This window comes from Arachidicoccus ginsenosidivorans, from assembly GCF_007971385.1.
GTDB classification, from domain to species: Bacteria; Bacteroidota; Bacteroidia; order Chitinophagales; family Chitinophagaceae; genus Arachidicoccus; species Arachidicoccus ginsenosidivorans.
Genome location: NZ_CP042434.1, coordinates 446,823 through 472,370 on the forward strand (window position 1 = coordinate 446,823; position 25,548 = coordinate 472,370).

General features: G+C 42.0%; 21 protein-coding genes, 2 pseudogenes and 1 riboswitch. Of the genes and pseudogenes, 2 read left to right on the top strand and 21 right to left on the bottom strand.

The window, feature by feature from the left end; genetic code table 11:
• Positions 1 to 83: 83 nt before the first annotated feature.
• The 16 genes and pseudogenes from FSB73_RS01690 to thiS form a co-directional block, all read right to left on the bottom strand.
• The gene (locus FSB73_RS01690; protein ID WP_146779866.1) at positions 84 to 1,391 is read right to left on the bottom strand and encodes a DUF2264 domain-containing protein; all 1,308 of its coding nucleotides are present in this window, start codon (positions 1,389 to 1,391) and stop codon (positions 84 to 86) included.
• 90 nt (positions 1,392 to 1,481) lie between these two features.
• Positions 1,482 to 2,690, bottom strand: coding sequence for a glycoside hydrolase family 88 protein (locus FSB73_RS01695; protein ID WP_225974370.1), 1,209 nt, complete (start codon positions 2,688 to 2,690; stop codon positions 1,482 to 1,484).
• Positions 2,691 to 2,874: 184 nt separating this feature from the next.
• Positions 2,875 to 3,381 (bottom strand): substrate-binding domain-containing protein, encoded by a 507-nt coding sequence (locus FSB73_RS26160; RefSeq protein ID WP_317132850.1) that lies wholly within the window; start codon positions 3,379 to 3,381, stop codon positions 2,875 to 2,877.
• Entirely contained in the window at positions 3,363 to 3,911 is a 549-nt protein-coding gene (locus FSB73_RS26165) for a LacI family DNA-binding transcriptional regulator (RefSeq protein ID WP_262712456.1), read from the bottom strand. The genes FSB73_RS26160 and FSB73_RS26165 overlap by 19 nt, the downstream gene beginning before the upstream one ends.
• A 193-nt stretch (positions 3,912 to 4,104) precedes the next feature.
• Complete coding sequence (locus FSB73_RS01705) at positions 4,105 to 5,160, bottom strand: dipeptide epimerase (protein ID WP_146779867.1); 1,056 nt, start codon at positions 5,158 to 5,160, stop codon at positions 4,105 to 4,107.
• 38 nt (positions 5,161 to 5,198) lie between these two features.
• Positions 5,199 to 5,672 (bottom strand): VOC family protein, encoded by a 474-nt coding sequence (locus FSB73_RS01710; protein WP_225974371.1) that lies wholly within the window; start codon positions 5,670 to 5,672, stop codon positions 5,199 to 5,201.
• 91 nt (positions 5,673 to 5,763) lie between these two features.
• Positions 5,764 to 6,405, bottom strand: coding sequence for a deoxynucleoside kinase (locus tag FSB73_RS01715; RefSeq protein ID WP_146779868.1), 642 nt, complete (start codon positions 6,403 to 6,405; stop codon positions 5,764 to 5,766).
• 90 nt (positions 6,406 to 6,495) lie between these two features.
• Entirely contained in the window at positions 6,496 to 7,491 is a 996-nt protein-coding gene (trpS, locus tag FSB73_RS01720) for a tryptophan--tRNA ligase (RefSeq protein WP_146779869.1), read from the bottom strand.
• 119 nt (positions 7,492 to 7,610) lie between these two features.
• Positions 7,611 to 8,354: a HesA/MoeB/ThiF family protein gene (locus FSB73_RS01725; RefSeq protein ID WP_146779870.1), complete on the bottom strand. Its 744-nt coding sequence runs from the start codon at positions 8,352 to 8,354 to the stop codon at positions 7,611 to 7,613.
• A gap of 19 nt (positions 8,355 to 8,373) precedes the next feature.
• Complete coding sequence (gene thiH, locus FSB73_RS01730; RefSeq protein ID WP_225974372.1) at positions 8,374 to 9,651, bottom strand: 2-iminoacetate synthase ThiH; 1,278 nt, start codon at positions 9,649 to 9,651, stop codon at positions 8,374 to 8,376.
• A gap of 126 nt (positions 9,652 to 9,777) precedes the next feature.
• On the bottom strand, positions 9,778 to 10,683 hold the full coding sequence (locus tag FSB73_RS01735; RefSeq protein ID WP_225974373.1) for a thiazole synthase: 906 nt from the start codon (positions 10,681 to 10,683) through the stop codon (positions 9,778 to 9,780).
• Between the two features lie 115 nt (positions 10,684 to 10,798).
• Positions 10,799 to 11,617, bottom strand: a complete 819-nt coding sequence (locus FSB73_RS01740) for a thiamine phosphate synthase (RefSeq protein WP_146779871.1) — start codon at positions 11,615 to 11,617, stop codon at positions 10,799 to 10,801.
• An 89-nt stretch (positions 11,618 to 11,706) separates the two neighbouring features.
• Entirely contained in the window at positions 11,707 to 12,528 is an 822-nt protein-coding gene (locus FSB73_RS01745; RefSeq protein ID WP_225974742.1) for a bifunctional hydroxymethylpyrimidine kinase/phosphomethylpyrimidine kinase, read from the bottom strand.
• A gap of 34 nt (positions 12,529 to 12,562) precedes the next feature.
• Positions 12,563 to 13,339 (bottom strand): beta/alpha barrel domain-containing protein, encoded by a 777-nt coding sequence (locus FSB73_RS01750; protein WP_146779873.1) that lies wholly within the window; start codon positions 13,337 to 13,339, stop codon positions 12,563 to 12,565.
• A pseudogene (gene thiC, locus FSB73_RS01755) lies at positions 13,339 to 15,218 on the bottom strand (phosphomethylpyrimidine synthase ThiC). The gene FSB73_RS01750 and the pseudogene thiC overlap by 1 nt, the downstream one beginning before the upstream one ends.
• Positions 15,219 to 15,277: 59 nt before the next feature.
• On the bottom strand, positions 15,278 to 15,505 hold the full coding sequence (gene thiS / locus FSB73_RS01760) for a sulfur carrier protein ThiS (RefSeq protein ID WP_146779874.1): 228 nt from the start codon (positions 15,503 to 15,505) through the stop codon (positions 15,278 to 15,280).
• Between the two features lie 63 nt (positions 15,506 to 15,568).
• Positions 15,569 to 15,665, bottom strand: a riboswitch (TPP riboswitch).
• A 480-nt stretch (positions 15,666 to 16,145) separates the two neighbouring features.
• On the opposite strand from thiS, the gene FSB73_RS01765 reads away from it, so the two are divergent.
• Positions 16,146 to 17,042 carry an NAD(P)/FAD-dependent oxidoreductase gene (locus FSB73_RS01765; protein ID WP_225974374.1) on the top strand — a complete coding sequence of 299 codons (897 nt, stop codon included), beginning with the start codon at positions 16,146 to 16,148 and terminating at the stop codon, positions 17,040 to 17,042.
• Positions 17,042 to 17,443 (top strand): NAD(P)/FAD-dependent oxidoreductase, encoded by a 402-nt coding sequence (locus FSB73_RS23705; RefSeq protein WP_225974375.1) that lies wholly within the window; start codon positions 17,042 to 17,044, stop codon positions 17,441 to 17,443. Before FSB73_RS01765 ends, FSB73_RS23705 begins: the two co-directional genes overlap by 1 nt.
• A gap of 89 nt (positions 17,444 to 17,532) precedes the next feature.
• Here the strand turns inward: FSB73_RS23705 and FSB73_RS01770 are convergent, their stop codons facing one another.
• From FSB73_RS01770 to FSB73_RS01795, 5 genes and pseudogenes are all read right to left on the bottom strand, one after another.
• Entirely contained in the window at positions 17,533 to 18,069 is a 537-nt protein-coding gene (locus FSB73_RS01770) for a DUF2383 domain-containing protein (RefSeq protein WP_146779875.1), read from the bottom strand.
• 924 nt (positions 18,070 to 18,993) lie between these two features.
• A complete protein-coding gene (locus tag FSB73_RS01775; protein WP_158639371.1) occupies positions 18,994 to 19,620 on the bottom strand; it encodes a histidine kinase dimerization/phospho-acceptor domain-containing protein in 627 nt (208 codons plus the stop codon).
• Positions 19,621 to 19,730: 110 nt separating this feature from the next.
• Complete coding sequence (locus FSB73_RS01780; protein ID WP_146779877.1) at positions 19,731 to 20,093, bottom strand: response regulator; 363 nt, start codon at positions 20,091 to 20,093, stop codon at positions 19,731 to 19,733.
• A gap of 4 nt (positions 20,094 to 20,097) precedes the next feature.
• Positions 20,098 to 24,038: pseudogene (locus FSB73_RS01790) on the bottom strand (CheR family methyltransferase).
• Positions 24,039 to 24,160: 122 nt separating this feature from the next.
• On the bottom strand, positions 24,161 to 25,507 hold the full coding sequence (locus FSB73_RS01795) for a sigma-54-dependent transcriptional regulator (protein ID WP_146779879.1): 1,347 nt from the start codon (positions 25,505 to 25,507) through the stop codon (positions 24,161 to 24,163).
• Positions 25,508 to 25,548 lie beyond the last annotated feature (41 nt).

Consider the following 25,548-nt stretch of genomic DNA (forward strand, 5'->3'; position numbering starts at 1 on the left):
TTAAAATTTTGATAACGTTTTCAAAAATCCCAATCCAATAAGACCAGGCCCATGCCTTTCAGTCACTTCATAGTATCTATAGATCAATAGTCTACATGATAATCCTTGTGGAAGGGTTTTCCCGCCCAGGCGGCCTTGGCGGTCCAATCTGCCGGTGGATTTGTCCAGAATGGATTGTCCCCAGGCAGCCCCAAAGGCAAAAAACTAAGTGTAGACATGTACAAGCTGCCAGTAGAGGTATAATAATCTGCTACCTCAGGTTGCAACCCTACAAAACCCAGTTCCAACCACCCCTCACGATCAAAGCTATTGATTTTTGTATACATATTATAACACACCTTTGTCAAAGCACAACGCACCTGAGCCGGGTCGATATGCTTTGGCAGGTTTTGCTGCCAGCTAACCATGGCTAATGCCTGAAAGGCGCCCGTTCTGTATGGGATGGAGCGACCAATAGGCGGATAAGTACCTTCGGGAGAAATTAGTTTTTCCTGCTGCTCCGCATAACGGATCATTCTTTTATTGGCCTGCAGATACTCTTTTTCCTCCACCAGTTTATGCTGACTTAGAATTTGTAGCGTATCTACCATAAAAGGATGCATCACATAAGCGTTATAATAATCAAAGGCAAATCTGGGGCCATCACTATACCAGCCATCACCTACATACCAACGGTTCAAGCGTTCAACGCCATGCATCAACCTTTCCTTATCATACTGCTCGCCGATAGAAAGTAAAAACGCTTCCGCCATGGAGCCAAAGATCACCCAGTTGCTTTCAAAGGGCTTACGGTTGCGTAGAGATTTTACGCAGGAGACCACATTTTTTTTGGTCTCAGCGTCTAAAGGTTCCCATAAGGCTTTAGGCGCCCGGATAAATGCCTGCACAAAATAAGCCGTATCTACAATTGGCTGCATTTCTTTGGTGAAGTTTAAAAAATCCTTTGCCTCGGGATTCACCGCATTGGCCAGTCCTTTTACAGCGGCCTCCCGAAGTCTTTTTCTAAGCTTGCCTTCCTTTGTATCATCATCGGGCAATTCCAGCCAGGGAGCGACGCCTGCCAGGGTGCGGCCAACCGCTTCCAGATAGGTTACGTCGACGGTCCTGCTGTCATAGGTAGGTGCTTTTTTAACGATCATATTTTTTCGCAGCTCATCCTTTTCCAAATTCAGTAATACGGGCGCCGCCATTTTGTAAAGTAAATCTACCCAGTAAGCTCTATCAGCAGCGCCACTTTTTAGTAATTCTTTTGGCGCCAGCACCCCTGGGTAATCGGGATCGCCAGCTATATTTTTATTTGAATTTCTTGCCAGCAGCCTGAGCGGCAGCCCCCCTAATCCGACGGCTCCACCCAGTATGGCGGTTTTAAGTATTTGTCTTCTGTTTGCCATAACAATTTTTATTTAACGGCTATTCTCAGCATTTAGCTGAACGATAGTATTTCTTGTGTAAACGTTTTAGTTTTTGACCAAAAAAATAGCTTATAGATACCACTTTTTGTAACGCGTAAGTGCTTCCAGAAAATAATAATCAGCATAAGAAAGCGGACTGTCTACTTCTGAATTAAATGGTTTAGCGCCTGTAGAATGCATCAGAATAAAATCACCGTTTTGACCAAGTTTTGCACGGTACTTATCTGAGCTCAGTGAAACGATAATCTTTTTAGCTGCATTGACATAAGTCTTACGTTGTTTACCACCGGTGTAACGACCCAGCTCCAGCAGGCCGGAGGCGGTAATGGCAGCGGCAGAGGCATCTCTGGGCGCATCAGGAATACCCGGTGCATCATAATCCCAATAAGGAATCATATCAGCCGGGATGGAGGGATTGGTCAAAATATAATGTGCAATATGCTTTGCCAGATTCAGGTAAGCTTTATTTTTGGTATAACGATACATCATTGTATAACCGTAAAGTCCCCAGGCCTGGCCTCTGGCCCAGGAAGAGCTATCATTAGCCCCTTGCCAGGTTTTCTTTTGGAGGACAGCTCCTGTATTGGGGTCATAATCCACTACATGATAAGAACTGTAATCCGGCCTAAAATGGTTTTTCATGGTCGTGTTAGCATGTTCTCTGGCTATATGTAAATAGCTGGTATCTCCCGTATGGGCGCTCACCCAACAAAGTAACTCCAGGTTCATCATATTATCAATAATAACGGGACAGGTAAAATTCTTGCTTTTGTTCCAGGATTGAATCGCATGAACATGGGGACGATACCTTAGCGCTAGTGTGGCCGCTGCCGTATCCAGTGTTTTGGCATAACTGGGATTGCGGGTTAGCTTAAAGCCGTTGCCAAAACTGCAATTGATCATAAAACCCAGATCATGATTGCCCTTGTAATGTTTCATTGGGGCCAGTTCCGAAAGTTTTTTCTCCGCTTCTGCCTTGATTGTCTTATCCCCTGTCTGGGCATAAATCATCCAAAGCGTCCCCGGATAAAACCCGCTGCACCACCACTGCAAATTACTAAAAGTACTTTTGTCCGTTTTGGGATTGTACGTCTGGGGCATTTTGTCTTTGGGCGTTTGCTGCGCGAGTAATTTGTACTGTTTGGCAGCAAAATCAAATTGGGTTTTGATCAGCTGCTTCATCTCAGATTTTCGCTGTGCCTTTAGACCGCTGGCCGCTACCAGTAGTAGCGAAGCGCCCAGTAAAATTTGTTTTAGGCGATGTTTTTTTCTTAACATGGTTTGGAGGTAGTTTTTGTTTGTAAAAATGGTTTGTGAAAAATTAAATTTGAATTTGAATTTGAATTTAAAACGATCCATTGATTCAAGCAGCGGCGTAAATACAAATATTAAATTTTATCTCCTTACATCTTTATACTGATTCAATTCTGGTTGCACGGCCTTGTGGGAGGCTATGAAGCCATCAGGTAGATAACCTTCTGATTAACTGTACTGGCATAATGGTCGGTGCACTGATTTCTGTAGGACTCATATTTTTATGCAGTAACCTGGCCATTAACACTTCGACAATCTTCTCACCCATCTTTTCCGGATATTGTTCGATGGTCGTAATAGATGGCGTGATGATCTCGCTTCTGGGATCATTGGAATAGCCTACAATTTTCAAATCCTGCGGTACCTTCAGGCCCATTTCTTTGGCAAATTTTAAGGCAGCAATAGCCGTCGTGTCATTGTCTGCCACCAGCCCGTCGGGCACTTCCGGCCCCTCAAAGATTTGCTTTAAGGCAATTCTTGCATTTTCTTTGGTAAGTTCCTGATAGAACAACCACTCTTTGCGTACCGGTAAATCAGCGATTTTCATTGCATTATAAAACCCTTTTAACCGGTCCTGATATAAATTGCAATCCAGGGGGCCTGAGATATGGGCAATTTTCTTGCAGCCTATCTCTATCAGATGCGATGTAGCCAGATACCCCCTTGAATATCATCGCCCTTGATCACCATAGCACTTGTTTTCTCCACGGGAACGCGGTCATAGAATATAAGAGGAGTGCCACTGGCCATCAGCTGCTCAAAAGGGCTGAAATCGGTGGTATGTAAGGTACAGGCAGCAATTACTGCATCTACCCTTACCGATTGTAGGGTACGGATCAGATTCTTTTCAATTTCAACAGAATCTCCGGATTGGCAGATCGTCAGGTTATACCCGTGTTTATACAGGATATTCTGAATAGTGGTAATGACCTCTGCGTGGAAAAACATGGAAATTCTTGGAACAATAAGCCCAATGGTACGTGTCTTATTGCTTCTTAGCCCCGAAGCAATATTATTTCTTTGGTATCCCAGCTTCTCAATCATTTCAAGCACCTTCTTTTTGGTGGCCTCCTTTACATAAGGATGATTATTGAGTACGCGGGAAATTGTTGCAGGAGATAGCCCGGTCGCTTCTGCAACCTGAATAATAGTATTGCTTTTTGGCGTTTTTTTGATGGGTGCCATAAAATTAATTTTGCGTTTTAGTGGTCAAAAAAATACCTCTTAAACCTTGTAAATCAATTCAAAGTCAGTTCGATATTCATGAAAACGATTACATAAAAACGAACATTAATTTGGTAAATTTAAAAGCTTCCCTTTAAAATGCCAAATTAATAATTATTTCTGATAAAGCCATACCTTATTTAGGGGCTGGTAGCTACCTATCCTCAAAGCCGCCAGCTGGCAGATCCGTCGGCCGGATACCAAGTCCCGCCGTCCCTGAAAGACTGACCTTACCCTGCTCAATAGTCAGACCGACACCTCCGGGCCTTTCTAAAAGCAGCGGCCCGTCCATATCTACATAGTCGAGTTGTGGCAAAAACTGCGCAATAGCAGCTGAACCAATTACCGTCTCATTCATAGAACCCATCATTACCTTCATATCCCGACTACGAGCCTCGTTGATCAGTACTCGGGCCGGGGTAATACCACTGCATTTGGTGAGTTTTATATTAATGCCATGAAAATACTGTTCAATTCCCTTCATATCAGCCAAACGCACACAACTCTCATCAGCGATCAAAGCGATAGGTGATATTTGTTTTAAGTTGCGCATCTGTTCCAGGTCATTTTCCGTTTTTGCCCGTGCTAATGGCTGTTCTACCAGTTCCACGCCCAGTTCTGCCAAAAGTGGCAGCATTTGCTCTGCCCTTTGATAGGACCAACCACCATTGACATCCACCCTAAATGGGCTATCAGTTACTTCCCGCAGCGCGCGCAGTAACTGCAGATCACTTGGCTGACCCAATTTTATTTTGTAAATAGGCCAGGGTGTCTTTTTCACCTTTTCGACCATATTGGGTATACTGTCCAGACCAATGGTATAATCCGTCAAAGGCGTGTGTTCCCACTGATTACCCAGGAGTTGGTAGACTGCAGACCGATTCATTTGGCCATATAGATCCCAGCAAGCTATATCCAGAGCACAGACTAAAAACGGATGTTCAGGTAAAAGATGGTGCAAATAGTGCCAGTAGCGTTCGGGATCTGTCAGGGCAAATTTTTCAATAAATAACCTTTTAGCCTGGATTTCCCGAACCATTTTCTCTACGGTAACGTCATAATAACTGATGGCTGGTGCCTCTCCCCAGCCTGTAAATGGCCCCAGGGACAAAGAAACAATTAAGGCCGGTTGACTGATTTTAGAGCGCCCCCCGGATATGGTAAAGGTATCTTTGAAGGGCGTATCAATAGCATAATACTGAAGTTTCATTGCGTGCGGGTTTGCGTATTGAACGCAAAGGTAGGGGATTATCTATAAGAAAGGATTATAGGCCACTTCCCAATAGTTATCTTCGGGATCTTTGAAATAACCGCTATAACCGCCCCAGAATACGGTTTGGGTGCCTTTTGTATATACACGCCTTTTTGTTTTAAGAAAGCAAAAAAGGTATCTACCTTTATAATAGAATCAAAATTAAGGGCCAGACTCATTTTTTTGAAGCTATTATCAGCTGCTACCTGGTCGCTTTTCAGACCAATATCTTTTGCCAGATCCTCTGCACTAAAAAGTGCGAAAACAGTCCCGCCATTCATTTTAAAGAAGCTTACCCCTTCTTGCTCTTTTTCCATTTGCCAACCCAGTACATCCCGGTAAAACCGGGTCATTATAGCTAAATTTTTCACGCCCAGGGTAATAAAACTGATTTTGGGGTTCGGATTTTCCTGTTTTATTCCCACTTCGTTATTTGGAACATTTTCCCCCGAAGTCAAATTTTCTGCCATTGTCATAAATTTAGATCACGTTTTATCACTAAAGCATATGGTGCTCAACACTTTATTAGCGAATAGGAATAAAGCCTTTTCTAATTATTCGCTAAAACAAGCCATATAACAACCTGTCGATTTTATTGATAATCTCCCCCAGATGCTCTTCGCTCTCGGCAAAATTAACATTATCCACATCGATGACCAGTAGTGGGCCTTCTTTGTAACCCTCAATCCATTTATCATATAATTGATTGAGTTTTTTCAGGTAATCCAAACGGATATTATCCTCATATTCTCTACCACGCTTTTGGATCTGCGCTACCAGCGCAGGAACCGAGGCCTTCAGGTAAATAAGCAAATCAGGTGGCTTGATCATTTTTTTAAGGGTTTCAAAAAAATGATAATAGTTATTAAAATCCCTGGTGCTCATCAGACTCATGTCATGTAGGTTCGGGGCGAAGATATTGGCATCTTCATAGATGGTCCGGTCCTGGATAACGGTTTCTGTTCCCTGATCGATTTCAATGAGTTGTTTTAGACGGCTATTGAGAAAATAGATTTGCAGCTCAAAGCTCCAACGGGCCATATCTTCATAAAAATCTGTCAAATATGGGTTATGGTCCACATCCTCAAACTGTGGAATCCACTTATAATGTTTACTAAGTAATTCGGTAAGCGTGGTTTTACCCGCTCCGATATTGCCCGCAATAGCGATATGTTTAGGCTTTTGTTTTGCTGCTTTTGCCATCAGGTGGATTTAGGTGGACGAAGAAAATGGCGCTCAGCAGTGCAATTGGCCTTTACCGCCCTTCTCTGCTGCGCGTATTTTGTTGCTAATTTAATAATTTATTCCCATTGCCTCACGTACTATTTTTATCGTGCGGGATGCACTTTCCCGGGCCTTTGCAGCACCCTGGCGCATAATTTTATCTAAATAGGCACTGTCTTGCTGTATGGCCAGGGCTTTATCCCTGATGGGGGCTACAAAACGGGCCATATCTTCTCCGAGCTGTTTTTTAAAATCACCATACCTGATCTGGCAATTATTGTAGTCTTCCTCAAATTTGTTCACGACCGCAGGTTCGCTTACCAGGGAAGCGAGTGTAAAGAGATTTTCAATATAATCCGGCTTCTGTTGACCAGGCGCTGAAGGGCCTTGATCTGTCTGTGCTTTTTTAAGCTTTTTTTGAATCAATTCATCTGAGTCACTCAAATAGATGGTGGCCATCTGATTTTCGCTTTTACTCATCTTTCCTTTACCGTCAAGGCTCATAATCTTTACAAGATCACTATTGAAATTAAAGGCCTTTGGCATTGGGAACACTTCCCCATACCGGTGGTTAAAGCGTTCCGCAAAGTTGCGGGCCATCTCCAGATGCTGCTGCTGATCTTTGCCCACCGGCACTTTAACTGCGCGATGAATCAGTATATCAGCGGCCATCAGTACCGGATAGGTTAAGAGGCCGGCATTTACATTATCAGGATTGAGCCGAACTTTATCCTTAAAAGTGGGTACTTTTTCCAATTCCCCTTTATAGGCCATCATATTCAGATATAGATATAATTCGGCGATTTCCGGCACATCACTTTGTACGTAAATGGCCGCCTTGTCCGGATCCAGTCCACAGGCCAGATTTTCCGCGATCACTCTATGGACACTTGATCTGAGTGTTTTCGTATCTGGATGGGTGGTCAGACTATGCCAGTCGGCCACAAAAAAGTAACAGTTATAATCTTCTTGCATACGCACATAATTGCGCATGGCACCAAAATAATTACCTAGATGCAGGTAACCCGTCGGTCTGATTCCACTTAATACAATCTCTTTTTGCATATCTTTTTGCATAAGGGGCGAAGGTAAGAATTTTGCCTGTTTACACGTCACCCCGGCAGCAAAAAATTGCAGGCTCACGGCTTGCCTGTTATTGCTTCACGCAGACCTTAGCCGATTATTCAAAACCTCAGGGTCCGCCACTGCCAGTTTAAAGTATTAAAAAGTACCAGTTGGTTGTGGAGCACGGGCAGTCCGATCAATAACTTTAGCGCTTCCTGGGCCATTAATAACCCCATGATGCCTGGCAAAGTCGCCAGAACACCGTTTTCAGCGCAATTTGGAGCCATTTTTGCCGGCGGAGGGCTTGCAAACAAATCTCTGAGGGTTTTTCCGCCTTGATGGCCAAATACCGCCATTTGCCCTTCAAAACCTAAAATACTGCCATAGATAACAGGGATTTCCATTTTTTTACAGCTATCGCTGACAATATAGCGGGTTTTGAAATTATCACTACCGTCTACAACCAAATCATACCCCTGTAGCAACTGCACCGCATTTTCTGTTGTCAGGCGCTGGTTTTTGAAAGCAAAAAAAGTCGCCGGCCGTTGTTTTCTTAAAGTAGCTTCTGCTATCTTGACTTTATAAGCAGCAATATCCTCAGGGCTATAGAGCAGTTGTCGGTGCAGATTGTGGATTTCTATCTGGTCAAAATCAACGCATCCCAGATGCCCCACTCCTGCACCATTTAAATATTGCAATACAGGACAACCCAGTCCGCCGGCCCCGATGACCATGACCTTAGCACGAGCCAATTGCTGCTGGCCTTCCCAACCAATCTCTGGCACCAGCATTTGCCGTCCATAGAGCATATAATCCTCCCTGGTCAATTGTGAATGGTTACCCTTATTGTTGATTGTATTCATAAAGAAAACTTTTCCAAGATTATATATTACCTCCTGTCACTCCAGCAAGAGAAAGATCCCAGTCTTTAAATACCGGATCATAACCGGCATCCCGAATCATTTGGCAAATTTCTGCTACAGTACGTTCATCGCTGATTTCAAATTGCTCCAGCGAATCTTTGGCAGCGCTGTATCCACCAGGATTGGTCCTAGATCCCGCACTCATGGTGGTGATACCAAGGCTAATCAAATGATCCCGATACGAAGGGGTTTCCCTTGTTGAAAGGCTGATATCCAGATCAGGGTCTACCAGCCGGTAAGCCAGTATCAGTTGCAGGAGTTCTTTGTCTGTAACGGGAAAAGGGGCTACCAAGGCACCCTCCGCCGGACGCAGCCTTGGAAAAGACAGACTGTAGCTAGTCTGCCAGTAATGCCTGCGTAAAAATTTAAGGTGTGCCATGGTCATAAAACTATCCACCCGCCAGTTTTGTAGTCCTAACAGGACGCCGATACCGATTTTTCTAACGCCTGCCCTGCAGGCCCTTTCAGCGGTACCTAGTCTAAAATCAAAATTGGTTTTTCTGCCTTTTAGATGGTACTGCTGATAGGTCGGACGGTGGTAGGTTTCCTGGTAGACTGTAATACCATAAGCGCCTGCTTCCACCAGCGATTCATACGCCTTTTGCCCTAGAGGTTGCACCTCTAATGAAATCTGGGCAAAATGGCTTTTTAGCTGTTGCAATGCCCGTACAAAATAATCAGTATTCACTTCATTTGCCGCTTCCCCTGTTACAAGTAATACTTGTTCAAACCCACTTGCCTTTAGTACGCGTGCTTCTGCTTCAATCTCCCGAGCTGACAGGGTCTTTCTTGGCAGTTTGTTTCCCAGACTAAACCCGCAATAAGTACAGATATTTTGGCATTTATTGCTTAGATATAGCGGCGCAAACAGCCGGATTGTCTTCCCAAAACGCTGCCGGGTCATGCGCTGCGCTTTTACGGCCATTGGTTCCAAAAAAGAGGCCGCTGCTGGCGACATAAAGGCCATAAATGCTTCCAGGCCCGGTCTTGGATGCTTAAGCGCATTTGCGACCTGCTCAGGGGTCGTCCGGGCAATTCGCTCCTGAATTTCATCCCAGTTAAAAAGGTTGAATTCATCCAGAAAAGTGGCAGATAGATTTTCCGGGGTTTTATTTGCAAAAACTGGTGCTACCGGCATTTCCGGCGCAACCGAATCGCTTTGATTAATTTGGTCGTTTTTTTGAAAAACAGGCTTCGTACCCTTAGTACCAAACACCTGACTTGCTGTTGTTTTCATATTTCTGTCATTTTAAGATAACCTGGGTTGTGAAAGCATATCAATAATTCAATAAGAGATCTCTTCTTTTGCACTGCATTACGCAGTGTAGCAATGCACAGCCATGTCTCACCGGTTTCTATCTGGTCAGGATAGAAAATCAGTTAATGGGCTGGTCGCCTCTCCAAGCACGCCTTTGCTGGCAATACCTGCACGCCGGGCTAACCTGCCTGCCCTTACCGCCCATTTAAAGGCTGCGGCCATTGCTACTGGATCAGCTGCAGTGGCAATGGCCGTGCTGATCAGCACCGCATCTGCCCCTATTTCCATGGCCAGCGCCGCATCTGAAGGGCTGCCTATTCCTGCGTCGATGATTACCGGCACCGCCGAATTTTCAATAATTATTTCCAGAAATTCTCGGCTGCTTAAGCCCAGATTGGAGCCAATGGGGGCCCCTAAAGGCATGACCGCTGCCACGCCAACCTCTTCCAGCCTTTTGCATAAAACCGGATCTGCGTGCACATAGGGCAGTACAATGAATCCTTTATTTACCAGGGCCTCCGCAGCTAGTAGCGTTTCTACCGGATCTGGCATTAAATGCGTTGGATCAGGATGGATTTCCAGTTTAACAAAATTGGTTTCCATTATTTCCCGGGAGAGCTCCGCGGCCAGCACTGCTTCTTTGGCCGTCCTTGCTCCGGAGGTATTGGGCAAAAGATGTACTGTTTGTCTAATTTCCTTTGTGGGGTAAACCGCTTCAGGTATATACGACAGAAGTGACTGATTTTCTTTCTTATTACCTTGTTTATCCTTTGCAGGAAATGGTGCATCCATTCTTCTTAATGCGACCGTAACCAAATTTGTTTCTGCGGCGCTGATTGCCGACTGCATTGCAGAAAGCTGCCCATATTTACCTGTTCCTAAAAACAGTCGGGAATAAAAGACCTGGCCGCCAATCTCCAAAGCATCACTGTCAAGGGATTCGTTATCGTCGTACGGCGCTGCCTTTGCTTGATTTTCTTTATCCATTGTTGTTTGATTAAGTTCTGTCATGATTGTTGTATAAAACCTGTAAATTGCTAGTATTCAGATATCCAATAATGTAGATATTGATTAATAAAATTGTAAAAACCGCTAATGAAAGCAACAGCCTTCCACTAAAAACCAGTCAGGCATTTACCGTTTTGTTAAACTGACCAATGCTATCCAGCACCTTTTGAAATTCAAAACTGTTCTTTTCTTTCCAAAGGCTATAAAATTCTGTTACTGTAGCGCAACTCAGTTTCACCTTGCTTGCTATTTCGCCAGCTCTTAAGTCCACCTGACGACTCAGATAGCCGGAAACAGCAACCCCATTGACGCCTGTTTTAAATATGGCCGGAACGTCGTGTTCAAGTATTCCACCAATGGCATATATAGGTGGAAAATCAAGGCAATTATTGTTACTGGCGGCAACCGGGCTGTTTACGCCAATATCCTGCAGGATCTTCCTGTATCCCATCAGGCCTAAAACGGGGCTTAATCCGAGTTTAGTTGTGGTATAGCGATAAGGCCCAAGCCCTATATAATCCACGCCCTGTGCTACCCGCATCCGCACATCTGTCGCTGTATTGGCGGTGCCCCCTATAATAGCCGCATCTCCTAAAGTCTGCCTGGCCACTTGTATCGAAGGGTCTTTTAACCCCAAATGAACGCCGTCCGATCCCACCTCCAAAGCCAGGTGCAAATGATCATTCAAAATAAAAGTAGCCTGATAGCTATCGCACAGCTGCCTGGTTATACGGCCAGCCTCCAAAATCTGCTCCCTGGTCTGGTTTTTTAAGCGTAGCTGGATCCATCTGCAACCGCCCTCCAGGGCTAATTGAATATAAAAAAGATGCGCAGCTGACGTATTACCCTGGGAAACAAATTGCCACCGAGGAAAAAATCCATTGCTTCTGACTATCTGCTTTTTATTATATTTTGGATTACTTACATTACCTGCCATTTCTATATTTCATTTTTATTTTTCATTTTTATAGTCCTTCAACCTGAAACTAAATCCTGAAAGATTATCCTAATCTATATGTGTACCACTCAATGCACGCCAAGCAAGCCCTGGCTACTGTTTAAAAAAGATTCCATATACGCCTTAGCAGCATACGCGGCCACTTGCAATGTATTGCCTTGGGCTAGTTGGGCGGTCACAATACTACTGTGCACACATCCTGAACCATGCTTTTTAGAAGTAACATCCCTAGCTACGGCATTTGTCTTTAAACACGCTTGACGCGCCTGATTTGTACCAGGTTCATAATAAAATAGCCAGTCATCCGGCGTAGTTTGCGCTAAATGCCCTCCTTTGAGCAGTATTGCGGTAAAAAGACTGATTTGCTGTAGTAGCGGAGCTAAATAATCAAGGCTGCGTTCTTTGGAAAGGTCACTTGCCTTTGTCAGCCCCAACAGGCGACAAAGCGTGGCCGCTTCCCCTGCATTAGGCGTTACAAGAGCACATTTACTTAATATGGCTTTCCAGTTGACAGCATTTTTACCCGCCAGCTCTGTTTTTGTCAGCTCAAAAAAATGTCCGCCTGCTGTCGGGTTGAACACCGGATCCCAGACAATTTGTGCGGATGGTAAATACTGCTGAATCGCTGTGAGCAAAATGAACAACATCTGGCGGTTTTTAACTGCGCCGATCTTCACTGCCTTAATCGCAAATCTGCCGCTAAGCGTCTTTAAAGACGCCTCAATAAAATCCAATTTTACCCAAGCTGCCCGATCAAAATGTTTGTCTGTCTGAATGGTATTGCAACTTATTATGCCTAACCCATAAACATCCTGTTGGTGCATGGCTTTTATATCTGCTAAAAGCCCCGCCCGCCAGTAGGGTCTAGTCCAGCAATACTTAAAGCAAATGGCATTTTAACTGTGCCAGCGCCAGGCGGCCGATTTATTTTTTGCAAATATTCTCCCATACGACTTTCACTGTTTTAAATTTGTCAATAGCTCGCCTTTCCCACAGGGCACCTGCAATACCCCCGCTATTCAAGGGCGGCCAGATACTACCTAAGAGCGCCCCGCCTACGTAACCCGCTTTATACACCTGCCCAAGATTTTCCAGCTCCAGCCCACCCATTGCGATACACTTGGGGAACTTTCCTTTATGTGTAATAGCTGGCACATGCAGTAGAGCAGGATTTGCACAATACCCCTGCTTGGAGAGGCTATCAAATACCGGGCTCACCAACACATAGTTATAGTAAATTGAAGGGTGTCGGGAGGGGTGTCCGGGGGGCTGTTGATGGCCTATGTCAGTCGGGCACAGTTCAGACAGAGATGCCCATTTGTGTATGCCCGTCGAAAAAATCAGGTCTTTAAATTGACTTATATAGTCCATTACCGTTGTTTGATTATATAATGGCTGGCGTAGCCATTCGCAAATATGCATACGGTGTATTTGATTGTGATCCATCCAGTCCATCATTTTGTGCATAGCAGGTTTGTCTAGTGGGGTCTCTCCCATCGCTAAAGGCGGATGCACGACCAGTTTAGCACGATACGCAACAGGAATCATTTGTACAAGGGCAGTCAATGCCTTAAAATCAGCCTTTGGCTTTCTTAAATGCAAAAGTTCCAGCCCTGAAGCAAACAATTCTGTTATAGTTGCCGCCTCTACCTGCAATAATCTATCTGTAACATGCTCGGGTCTGGTGATAACAAGCAGCATTACAAATAGATTTCTTTGCCTTTTTGCTTAAACTCACCTGCCTTTTGCTGCATACCCTCTGCAGCATGTTTTCTAATTTCTTCTGTTATTTTCATAGAGCAGAATTTAGGGCCACACATGGAACAAAAATGGGCCAGTTTGGCTCCGGCGGCAGGTAGTGTCGCATCATGGAATGCCCTTGCCGTATCCGGATCCAGCGACAGATTGAATTGATCTTCCCATCTAAACTCAAACCTGGCTTTACTTAGCGCATTATCCCTGCATTGCGCCCCTGGATGCCCTTTTGCGAGGTCCGCCGCATGTGCGGCCAGTTTATAGGTAATCACCCCTGTTTTTACATCTTCTCTATCGGGTAACCCAAGGTGTTCTTTTGGCGTAACATAGCAAAGCATGGCTGTACCATACCATCCGATCATGGCAGCGCCTATTGCAGAGGTGATATGATCATAACCAGGCGCGATATCTGTTGTCAACGGTCCCAGCGTATAAAAGGGGGCTTCACTGCAAAGCGTCAATTGCTTTTCCATATTTTCTTTAATCATGTGCATAGGGACATGGCCCGGTCCTTCCACCATCACCTGTACATCATGGCTCCAGGCAATTTTGTGAGTTCACCCAAGGTTTCTAATTCCGCAAACTGGGCACTGTCATTGGCATCAGCAATACAGCCCGGTCTTAAGCCATCTCCCAATGAAAATGCCACATCATAGCTTTTCATGATTTCACAGATCTCTTCAAAATGCGTATATAAAAAATTTTCTTTATGATGATAAAGGCACCATTTGGCCATAATCGATCCCCCTCTGGAAACAATACCTGTGACACGCTCAGCGGTCAGATGTATATAGCGCAGTAATACACCGGCATGAATTGTAAAATAAGAGACACCTTGTTCTGCCTGTTCTATCAGCGTATCGCGAAATACCTCCCAGCTCAGATCCTCTGCGACACCACCTACTTTTTCCAGCGCCTGATAAATGGGGACAGTACCCACCGGCACCGGACAGTTACGAATGACCCATTCTCTGGTCGCGTGAATATCTTTGCCAGTGGAAAGATCCATAATGGTATCCGCGCCCCAGCGGCAGGCCCAAACCGCTTTTTCCACTTCAGTATGTATATCAGAGATGACAGCGCTATTGCCAATATTGGCATTGATTTTTACCAGAAAATGCCGGCCAATAATCATGGGCTCTAATTCGGGATGATTGATATTGGCTGGTATGATCGCTCTGCCAGCGGCAATTTCTGAGCGAACGAATTCCGGGGTAATGATTTCGGGTACCGGGCGGTTATGGAAAGGTCGCCCCTGGTGTTGGGGGTATAGATCTGGTGCATTTTGCTTTAGTAAAGCCAGCCCTTGATTTTCCCGAATGGCCACGTATTCCATTTCTGGAGTAATAATGCCCTTGCGTGCATAATGAAGCTGGCTAACATTTTTCCCTTTTTTGGCTTTAAGCGGTTTAGATTTAGATTTTACGGGGAATACATGCGTAGCAGTGGACTGGGGTGTTTTGTCCAGATTTTTTGTAAAAATGGCACTGGGACCTGCAAGTTGCGCTATATCTTGATTTTGCATTAACCAACTACTTCTTTCATGGCGAAGACCTTGATAAATATCAATCGGAGTTGCCGGGTCGGTATAAGGTCCTGAACTGTCGTAAACGACCAAAGGTGCATTTTCCATTATTTTCCCTTCAGCAGTTTTGGTATCTGTCAATAAAATTTGACGCATCGGTACCTGAATGGGGTGTAGCTTACCAGCGACATAGATCTTTTTAGATCCTGATATAGCACCCTGAGAGATCTTTTGAATATTGTCCCCTTTTTGAGGTGGCAAATCACGCTTTGCAGCTGTTGCATTTAATTTCGTTTCCATATCTGATTGAATTGATTGTAAATAATATAATCTGAGTCTGATCTAACTACCAATAACGCTCACCCACCCTGGGTTGCAGTCAGAATAAGCAATTGGTCATTTTCCTGAAGAACGGTCAGATTCCAATCAGCTCTTGAAATCACTTGATCCTTTAATGCCACAGCAATGCCATCAGTGGACAGTGGATAAAGATGCGCCATCAACATTTCAAGGGTCAGCTCAGTGGATAACACATCACTGTCAGACAGTGGATACTCAAATAATTTTTGATTAATTTCTAGTCGCATTCCTATAAGGTTTTTTAAATAAATAAAACTTTAGGAACGACTACTAAATGCCGGAAGGGCACCAGGAAGCTTTTCACTTTTCCCTACGCTAGTATGAACTAGATCAGGTTCAGAGGGTAAAATCTCAGCCTACACCTTGTAGACACCCCTAAAGTGATCCAAAGGTAAGGTTCTTTATGAACTTGCCAAAAGTTTTTAAACAACCACCTTTATGCATTCTTTTAAGTGAGCCAGATAACAACTGTTATTTCAATTATTTTTATCCATGAAGATCAATTAAAAAGGTGGACTATTATAGCCTTTCGTAGATGGATGAATTTAAAATAAAAATGCAACAATAATTAGGTTAACCTGGCGCAGCCTGGGAAAACAAGGATTTAAAAGGTCTTAAAAACAAATCAATGTATATAATTTATAATTGCGACTTTTCATCTTTGCGCTTAATAGGGAAATAATTCCCCACATAGACCCCACTTGCTTACCATCGTTCGTACAGCTACGATTTGCCATTTGTTTATGACTGATTAGTGCGCTTATCTCAGAAATATTAGCTAAATTGCTTATTGAAATAACATTTATCCATATTGCCTTAAAGTCCTATTTGACGAGGTGTTGAAGAGGCAATTTAAAAAATGTAGTTATGAAAGTTGTCATTATTGGAGGTGGGTTTGCCGGCATGCATATGGCTAAGGAGTTGGTTAAACAACAGAACATGGAAGTTCATTTAGTAGATAAAAACAATTATAATTTTTTCCCTCCTTTACTTTATCAGGTTTCTACGGCCTTCATAGAATCTTACAACATCAGTTACCCATTTAGAAAAATGTTCCAAAATAAAAAGAACTTCACCTTTCATATGGGCTCTCTTTTAAGCGTTGATCCTGACCAGCATTATATAATCACCACACACGAAAGAATTGATTATGACCAACTCGTGTTGTCTATGGGTTGTGAGACCAATTATTTCGGGATGGATGCGATCGAACAGGCAGCCTTACCCATGAAATCCATACATGACGCTATCAATTTACGAAATCATTTACTACTGATGCTGGAACAGGCATCCAGGCTTCCTGAATCCGATATCACCCCCTACACACAAATCGTTATTGCAGGTGGTGGACCTACCGGTGTAGAAATTGCCGGTATGCTAGCAGAAATGCAACGCGAAATCATCCCCAAGGACTACGCAAAAAAGGTGTGTGAACATATTCAAATCTATCTTGTAGATATGGAAAGTACCCTTTTGAGAACCATGAGTGAGAAAGCGGGCCAGGAGGCCTATGCGGTACTGAAAAAAATGGGCATACAAATAAAACTGAATACTGCTGTAAAAAATTACGAAAACAATCGTGTATATCTTAGTGATGGACAGGTGATTGAATCACATACCCTTATTTGGGCCAGTGGCGTCAAGGCAATGCAGGTTACGGGTCTCCCCCAAAGCGCTTTTGCAAAAAACGGAAGAATCCTTGTGAATGAATACAATAAGGTTCTGGATGTCGAAGATATTTATTGCCTGGGGATCAATGCCTGATGACGGCAGACCCGGACTATGAGAAGGGGCACCCTCAACTGGCCCAGGTAGCCATTCAACAAGGTACATTACTGGCTCATAACTTAAGGCATTTATACAAAAAGCATCCGCTGGAACCATTCAGGTATGTGAATAAAGGCTCTATGGCTATTATAGCAAAATATAAAGCAGTCGTAGATCTGCCTAAAGGATTTTTTAAAGGATTTTTTGCCTGGATGGTTTGGCTTTTTATTCATCTGATCCCTATTGCCGGTTTTAGAAATAAAGTAAAACTATTTTTCTCCTGGAGTTGGTCCTTCTTAACCAATGATCCGACACTTAGGCTTATCATTCGCCCACGGAAAAATATTTTCCTCCAAACAGTCCAGAAGCCAAATAAAATAATTCAGGGATTCATTTAAGGGATTTTAGGCTAGATGTGATAAGACACAGCCATCATATAAAGCGGAAGCAGTGAATATTTTCCATTATATATGATGGCTTTGTGTTTTCAGCTGTTAGAAGAATTACCAGCAAGTGAATTTACGGTTGAATAGGAGGATTTCGCCTCTATAAAATCGGGGGCAGCAGGTGCTAACAATTCAATATATGCCTCTAAATCTTCCCTCGTGTTTTTTAAACTGAAATGTTGTTTTAAGAAGGTATATTTCAACAACGGATAATTAAAATCCAGGTATTTATTACTGCATAAAAGATCATAATTCAGATCAATCATTTTTTCACCCACCAAACAGCAATGCAAGAGCCTATGACTTTTTCTATGACTTAACATCACCCGAACTGTCATCCAGGCTCTGAATATGGTGCCGTACCAGGAAGGATTCCCTTTGGTGGATAATCCTTGTAAATCCATGGCCGCCTTTAACTTGTCTGCAAAGGAATAACTTTGCTGCATACACTGCTCAAATCTATCCCTTAATGACACATCAGCCGTCAGCGATCTTGCCTTCTGATAACCCAAGGCTCGATCCAGGTGCATTTGAACGATTTTATTGACCTGACTGGTTAATTTAATTTTATTTTCCATAATAGGTTTTTTATAGGTTTAACGAAATCATAAGAAACGCCAATTGTAAAAACTCAAGAACCATCAAGGTCTTAATCTGGTCACAATGAATGCCGCTCTTTGCGTAATATCTTTAAACAAGAATCGCTAAAATCACAAAAAAACAAGGCCGTTCGCTACTACAGAAAAGAAATTCCATGATTTACAAAGCCAACTACTTAAAAGTTCATGGAAATTGCTAAACAGGCTTGCTTTGTCCACTTCCCTTATTTCTACTCTAATATGATTCCAAAAATAAATAGCAATTCATAATCAACATGTTACAATCTTCTTTAACAGAATCTGAGAAATTTACACCTAAAATCTTGTAACCATTCTCCAACATTTCGTGTAAGCCACACCACAGCTTACCACTGCCCAGACCACCGACCTCAATAGGTTAAGTAAGTTAAGCATTAAACCATACTGTAAAAGCAAGGGAAAATGGTGCAATTAATTGAAGACGAATATTTAACAAAGGCAAAATCAAACAGCTATCCAAATAGCATTGGCTTACACCATAACGAACTAAAAAAGTATAAGAACAACAGAAAATAGTTCACTGATTTTCATAAAAGACCTGCAAAGTAAAACTTGCCACCAGACACACTAAAGACCCGGTCTTTTAGCAGCAACGGCCGCATAAATCGGATCTCCTTTGTCCTGCCAGGCGCCCGTATCAGCTGGTGTATCTATTTTTGTCGGGGCTCTTTTCTTTCGAGCGGCCTTTGCCCTTTTTTAGAACCAAGATCCGAAGCATTTTTCCCGTCACTGCTTTTTCGTGAAGCGACCTTCCCGGCCGGCTTATTAAGTCTTTTCATCATCTGTCGTTTAAAATATTACCGGTTCCATCAAAACAGGCACAGAACTATAAATCCGGCAAATTATATTCCAAAATATGGCTAGCTACAACTCAAGTTTACTTTTAAAGTCCTTTAAAAGTTTATCTAATTTTTCTGTAGCAGTATGTAACATTTGACCCATTTGCTGAAGCTCTTCATTTTCATCCGTTAGCAAAATTCCACCAATCATTGAAACAGAGGTCAATGGCGTCCTGAAATCATGTCGAAATTTCTTTAATAAAATGCTATTTTGGTATAGCAAATAATATAACCGATTAAATTCCAGCAATTGCTGCATACAATTATTCAAAACAGCTAATGTCTCATCTTCCACTGCTTGCGCTACATGTTCAGCCGCTGATATGCTCAATATAAATATTTCTTCTTCCTCCTTTGTTGCTTTCATGGAAATATCATGGGAAATTCCTGCATCTACAGCAGTCTGGGACATTTGTCCCAAATAAAGCATTCTAATTTGAACAGCTATCTCACAGGGCGCTTCTGGCTTCAAAACGACCTCATAAGCGGTTTCAGTTTCATTTTTAAAACAATTTTCAAGATTTATTTTGAGCGCATTAATCTGCGATGAGCTCATTAAACAAGCAGCAGCATCCGACAATAGCATAATGGCAGGACCTTCCGATACTACACTTTTTTTCCAGACAAGTATTTCCTTATCTTTCCAGATCATCCTTAATTGACTGCAAACGCGTTCAACCAAAACCAAATTAGTCGGCATTTGGTCAAAATGAGTGGATTGGAGGTTATTAATTCTGGGCATATTGGGTTAACTGGTGGGCACTAATTCACTAGCAAATTCTCTACAGTTCTTTTGAAATTCATTAAATCAAAAGGTTTTCTAAGAAACCCATCAGCGCCAATATCATCGCTGATTTGTTCAATTTCTGCATTTGCAGAAAATAAAATCACCGCAATATGATCGTTTTGTTTATCTTCTTTCACCAGCTCAATGGCCCTTTTGCCGCCGATTTCCGGTATCCACAGATCCATCAGAATCAAATCCGGTTGAAAGGTGTGCACATCAGTGAGAATATTCTCACATCTGCTAAAAGTCTTGACCGTTCTGCCAGGTTCAGTAAGAATGATCTTACATAATTCCAGTAAATCACGGTCATCTTCGTAAATCAAAATGCATTGTTCCATAATATCACAATTTAGCTAAAGGCAAGGAAAAATAAAATGTACTACCAACCCCATAGGTGCTCTCTACCCATAATTTTCCACCGTGCCTTTTTATAATTTCATAAGTGATATAAAGACCAATACCTAACCCTTGAAATTTAATGGCATCCTGTTGATTAACCCTATAATAACGCTCAAAATCTTCTCTAATTGGTCCTTATAAATACCTATACCCTTATCCGAAATACTAACAACAACTTCCGCCTTTTTTTGCTTGATATCAACAACTATATCTTTATTGTGAGGAGAATACTTAACTGCATTGGATAATAAATTAATTAGGACCTGGGTCAGTCTTTCTTTATCACCCAACAACTGTTTTGACACATTTCCCTTCTTGGTAATTTTGTAGCCAGGTGACACATAATGAATACTTTCAATTGCATTATCTACCAAGGCATTAAAATCCAGTTCTTTGATGCAATAGGGTAATTTTCCATGCTGAATTTTGCTAACGTCCAACAGTTCAGCAATTAGCTGTGTTAGCCGAGTCATAGAATTGAGCGCCTTAGTCGCATATAACTTATTTGCACCATCTTTTTCTGCAAGACTCTGCTCAATGAGCTGAATATATGCGATAGCGGTAGTCAAAGGCGTCTTCATTTCATGACTAGCGATGCTTAAAAATTCATCCTTTTTCTGCTCACTAATCTTTTGCTCATGTATGTCAGTTGCTGTTCCCACCCACATAGTAATCTGCCCTCCATAAAATATTGGTATTGCCCTATTCAAATGCCATCTATATTTCCCATCTTTTTTCAAGTAACGGTTCTCGATCTCAAATGGCCCTCCGTTTTCCAGCGCTTTTTTAAATGCCCTAAGTGTCACGTTATAATCATCTGGATGAATAATAGACTTCCATCCACCCCATTTTTGTTCATCAAAATTTACGCCAGTATACCGATACCATTTCTGATTATAAAACGATACGGTACCATCCTCTTTATTGGTCCAGGTCATTACTGGCAAGGCTTCCAATATGCGCATCAAATTAGATTCATTTTCACGAATTTGTGACTGCGCTGCTATTAAATCCGTAATATCGTAAACAAAAACCATAAGACCTTCCGGTTCCCCACCATCATCTCCGAATATTTGACAAGTGATATTCACGTATTTACGCAATAATTTCCCATCAGGGCCTTTTAACAAAATGGGTATCTCCTTCCCCACATATGGGGATTTAGTCTGATAAACCCTATCAAATATTTTAAGGTATTTTACATCCAGCTCACTCAATACGTCAGCCAGACGCCTTCCAATGAGTTCTCTTTGCCCAATCAATTGAACAAGCGCCGGATTGGCAAATTCAAAAATCATCTCACGCCCCTTTAAGAAACAAATTGCAGCAGGTGTCTGGATAAAAAAATCATAATAGGTTTGTCTTTCTTTTGCAAGAATCTGATTACGTTCATTCAATTTCCTGTCAGTCAGGTCATCTATCGCCAACAAATACAAAGGTTCTGCAGCCTGATCAATGGGATGGATATTAAAACAAATATCTCTCAGCCCCAATGTGGGAAATACAAAATTCACTTCAAGATCAATGGCACTCACTTCTTTTTGTTGCACCTTTTTTAAAGAGACCTTTAGCCCGGGGATATTCCAGGCCTTTTGCTGTATTTCAAAAACCGATTTACCCAAAACTTCGGATTGAAGGCAATTAAAATGTTTTAGAAAGGCTGCATTTACTGATTTTACTTTAAACTTATCATTTAAGATTAAGAAACTTTCATGCAGCGTGTCGATAATCGACTCGGTTAATTTCCGATGTTCACTTAACTGCTCATTTCTTTCCGATAGTTCCATATTAACCGATAAGAGCTCCTCATTAGCACTTTGCAATTCTTCTGCACTGGTCTCCAATTCCTCATTGAGACTCTGCAATTCTTCACTATCACTTAGCAGCTCCTCATTAGCGCTTTGCAATTCTTCTGCAATGGCTTCCTGGTCCTCACTAATTATGTGCATATCCTCCCTGAGCCTGGCCAGCTCCTTTTCCAATTGAATAATCCGCTTGGTCTTTTCATCTACCTGATCCCCTTTTGCATCCAAGGCTAAAGATTGCCGGCTTTCCATAAATAGGATCAAATAATAAGGTTCAATGGTATTAAGTAAAGGTAAGACCTCTATTGTTACCAATTTTCCGCCGCCTAATGGAATATCTTGTTTGATAAAAGACTGATGGCTCTTTTTTACTTTATGCAGCGCACTACGCAATTCAAAGGCCAGTCCCTCAAGTACCATTTTTAATACATTAAGACTTGCCTTACCAGGTGAAGGCTGCAAATATCTTGAAGTAGCACCCCGGAATTGTACAATGTCAAAATGATCGTTGACAATGAGCGCAGGGGGTGTAAATTTTGTCAATAGTACATGGTCTGCATTGCGCTGAAAATCCTCATTTCTGCCCAAATGAGCAGCATTATGCGATTTACTCCTCAAATGCGGCACATGTGTTCTTGTAGAAAGGGAAGGTCTTTGTTCCGGAACTTTTTTTCTGGAGTAGACCTTATTTTTTTTATCATATACAAAAAACAAATCAGCAGCATTAATAATTGTTTCTGATCTACCCAGAAGCAAAAAGCCTTGTTCTGCCAGCGCATAATGAAATATGGTAAATGCCTTTTGTTGCAAAAAGTTATTCATATAAATCAAAACATTTCTACAACTGATAATATCCATTCTGGCAAATGGAGGGTCTTTCAAAAAATTATGAACAGCAAATATGCATAGATTTCTGATTTTCTTTTCAATCGTATACTTGCCTTCTGACTCTACAAAAAAAGTATCCAGTCTTTGATTGGAAATACCCTTGAGTTCTTTTTTCTCATATTGCCCTGCTTTTGCCTTGGCAATGGCTTTTTCAGAAATATCGGTGGCAAATATCTGGATTTTATAATGATCTATATCCTCCCCTATATATTCAAATAGTGAAATTGCCATGGAATATACTTCCTGCCCAGTAGAACAGCCTACAATCCAAATTCTTAAGGGTTGATCAACTGATTTTTTCTCAAGCACATAAGGATATATAGAGCTCCTTAAAAAATCAAACGTATTAGGGTCTCTAAAAAACTCGGTCACAGGAATAAGCATATCCTGAAAAAGCAAATCCTGTTCTTCTTTGTTTTCCTTCAAAAAATGTAAGTACTGACTCACATTCTCTTGTTTTAAGTGACTCATACGTCGAATAATACGGCGACGCACTGTGGATTGCTTATAAAAAGTAAAATCGACATCCTTTCTGAATAAAAGCACACTATAGATCTGTTCAAACAAATTCTCTTCCAACAAATTTTCCAGACTATGCTTACCAGTACTATCAGCCAAGGCGTTCTTTATCTGCATCAACTGACTAAACATCTGCTCTGGAGCCAGCACTAAATCAACCACTTCAGCCTGGATAGCACTTTCCGGCATTCTGGGAAATTGAGCAGATTCAAGATCCTGGGCAATACTGAGCCCCCCTTGTGATTTAATAGCGTGTAATCCCTGAGTTCCATCCTCATCCTTTCCTGATAATATAATCCCTATAGCTTGTTCTCTGTGGACCTCTGCCAGTGAAGTAAAAAATACATCAATCGCCCGATTTTGCCTGGTATAAGTAGGACGTTTTCCCAGTTTCAGCACGCCATCAGTGGCGATCAGTAATTTATCCGAAGGAATAATATAAACATTATCAGGTTGCACCTTTACATTATCTTCAACTGGCTGGACAGGTATCTTACTAAACTTTTGCAGTATTTCAGGCAGAATGCTTTCATGCTGCGGTTGCAGATGCTGCACCAAAATAAAAGCCATTCCTGAATCAGGTTCAATAGAGGAAACAATTTTTTTAAATGCATCGAGTCCCCCAGCCGATGCGCCAATGCCTACGACAAGAAATTTATTCTCCGATAACATTTTAGGAGGGGGATTTTGCGGATCAAAAGGTGCCAAAATTTATGTTCAATTAATGCTTTAACAAATAGGATGCCTGCCCAAGTAAGGAATGTCAGACTTTAAAAATTCTATTTATCTGATTTTTAAAGATCTATTTCTTTTAATTTATTATACAGGGTTTTACGATCAATCTTTAAAATGGAAGCGGCCTTTGTCTTGTTATAATTCACCTTTTCCAGGACACGTAATATTTCGTTTTTCTGGGCTTCAAGAATGACATTTTTAAGTTCTGCCGGCTGGCTTGCGGAGGATGTTTCCGAAAAAGAAGTAATTTCAAGCGGAAGGCTATCAATTTCTATTTCCGCTCCATCTTTACTCAACAAGCAAGCCCTTTTAATCACATTTTGTAATTCACGAATATTACCAGGCCAGCTATATTGATGAAAGAGTTTTTTCACCGCCGGGCTTAGGCCAATAATATGTTTATCCAATTGAGATTCTGCCTGCCTGATAAAATAAGCTACCAGTTGGGGCATATCTTCCATGCGCTCAGTCAATCGAGGTACTTCGAGTTTAAATTCATTAAGTCTATGATAGAGATCTTCTCTGAAGGTCTTTTGACGCACTTTCTCGTACAAATCTTCATTGGAAGCAGTAATTACCCGTACATCCACCTCTTTTTCTTTTACTTCACCAATACATCGAACAGATTTTTCCTGTAAGGTGCGTAATAAATACATCTGTACTTCATAGCTCAGATTGCCAATTTCATCCAAAAATATTGTACCGCCATCAGCCATTTCAAAGGCGCCCTTTTTATCCTGCATGGCTCCCGTAAAAGCGCCCTTTAAGTGGCCGAATAGTTCGCTGGCAGCCAGCTCTTTGGATAAGCTTCCACAATCAATAGCAATAAAATTACGATCTTTTCTATGACTCTGGTCATGGAGTAATCTAGCTAGTGCTTCTTTACCCGTTCCTGTTTCACCATGGATAATCACGCTGTAATCAGTTGGGGCAACAAGCGCTACATGTTCAAATAGTCGTTTAGAGGCGGCGCTGCAACCTTTTACATAACGTTGCTCGCTGGAAGGTGCTTTAACTTTAGCGGCAATCTTATCCTTATTTGGTTTTTTCTGAGATAATGCCTCTTCAATAGTGGCTAAAATAATGTCGGGATAGAGTGGCTTGGTCAAAAAATGATAAGCACCTTCTTTTACTAAATCCACAGCAGTCTGGATATTACCATAACCACTGATAAAGATGACGATGGACTGCGGATATAATTGGTTTATTTTTGATAGCACCTCAAGGCCTTTAATATCTCCCAGATTATAATCACAAAGGATCAGATCAAATACATCCTTTTTTAAAATCTGAAATGCCTGTTTGCCGGATAATGCAGTAGCTACTTCGTAACCACTTTTTTGCAAAAACTTACTTAATATCTTACAGATTGAAATATCGTCATCAATAATTAAAATTTTTTTCATGTTTCACTAGGTATAGGATTATAACAAATATAATCCAATTG

Coding starts and splice junctions, on each gene's coding strand:
- FSB73_RS26165 (WP_262712456.1), bottom strand. CDS start 3,911: ATGGCACCCATCAAAAAAACGCCAAAAAGCAATACTATTATTCAGGTT.
- FSB73_RS01735 (WP_225974373.1), bottom strand. CDS start 10,683: ATGACAGAACTTAATCAAACAACAATGGATAAAGAAAATCAAGCAAAG.
- FSB73_RS23705 (WP_225974375.1), top strand. CDS start 17,042: ATGACGGCAGACCCGGACTATGAGAAGGGGCACCCTCAACTGGCCCAG.
- FSB73_RS01770 (WP_146779875.1), bottom strand. CDS start 18,069: ATGGAAAATAAAATTAAATTAACCAGTCAGGTCAATAAAATCGTTCAA.
- thiH (WP_225974372.1), bottom strand. CDS start 9,651: ATGAAAACAACAGCAAGTCAGGTGTTTGGTACTAAGGGTACGAAGCCT.
- FSB73_RS01690 (WP_146779866.1), bottom strand. CDS start 1,391: ATGGCAAACAGAAGACAAATACTTAAAACCGCCATACTGGGTGGAGCC.
- FSB73_RS01765 (WP_225974374.1), top strand. CDS start 16,146: ATGAAAGTTGTCATTATTGGAGGTGGGTTTGCCGGCATGCATATGGCT.
- thiS (WP_146779874.1), bottom strand. CDS start 15,505: ATGCGACTAGAAATTAATCAAAAATTATTTGAGTATCCACTGTCTGAC.
- FSB73_RS01695 (WP_225974370.1), bottom strand. CDS start 2,690: ATGTTAAGAAAAAAACATCGCCTAAAACAAATTTTACTGGGCGCTTCG.
- FSB73_RS01750 (WP_146779873.1), bottom strand. CDS start 13,339: ATGCTGCTTGTTATCACCAGACCCGAGCATGTTACAGATAGATTATTG.
- FSB73_RS01715 (WP_146779868.1), bottom strand. CDS start 6,405: ATGGCAAAAGCAGCAAAACAAAAGCCTAAACATATCGCTATTGCGGGC.
- trpS (WP_146779869.1), bottom strand. CDS start 7,491: ATGCAAAAAGAGATTGTATTAAGTGGAATCAGACCGACGGGTTACCTG.
- FSB73_RS01795 (WP_146779879.1), bottom strand. CDS start 25,507: ATGAAAAAAATTTTAATTATTGATGACGATATTTCAATCTGTAAGATA.
- FSB73_RS01725 (WP_146779870.1), bottom strand. CDS start 8,354: ATGAATACAATCAACAATAAGGGTAACCATTCACAATTGACCAGGGAG.
- FSB73_RS01710 (WP_225974371.1), bottom strand. CDS start 5,672: ATGGCAGAAAATTTGACTTCGGGGGAAAATGTTCCAAATAACGAAGTG.
- FSB73_RS01705 (WP_146779867.1), bottom strand. CDS start 5,160: ATGAAACTTCAGTATTATGCTATTGATACGCCCTTCAAAGATACCTTT.
- FSB73_RS01740 (WP_146779871.1), bottom strand. CDS start 11,617: ATGGCAGGTAATGTAAGTAATCCAAAATATAATAAAAAGCAGATAGTC.
- FSB73_RS01775 (WP_158639371.1), bottom strand. CDS start 19,620: ATGATCTGGAAAGATAAGGAAATACTTGTCTGGAAAAAAAGTGTAGTA.
- FSB73_RS01780 (WP_146779877.1), bottom strand. CDS start 20,093: ATGGAACAATGCATTTTGATTTACGAAGATGACCGTGATTTACTGGAA.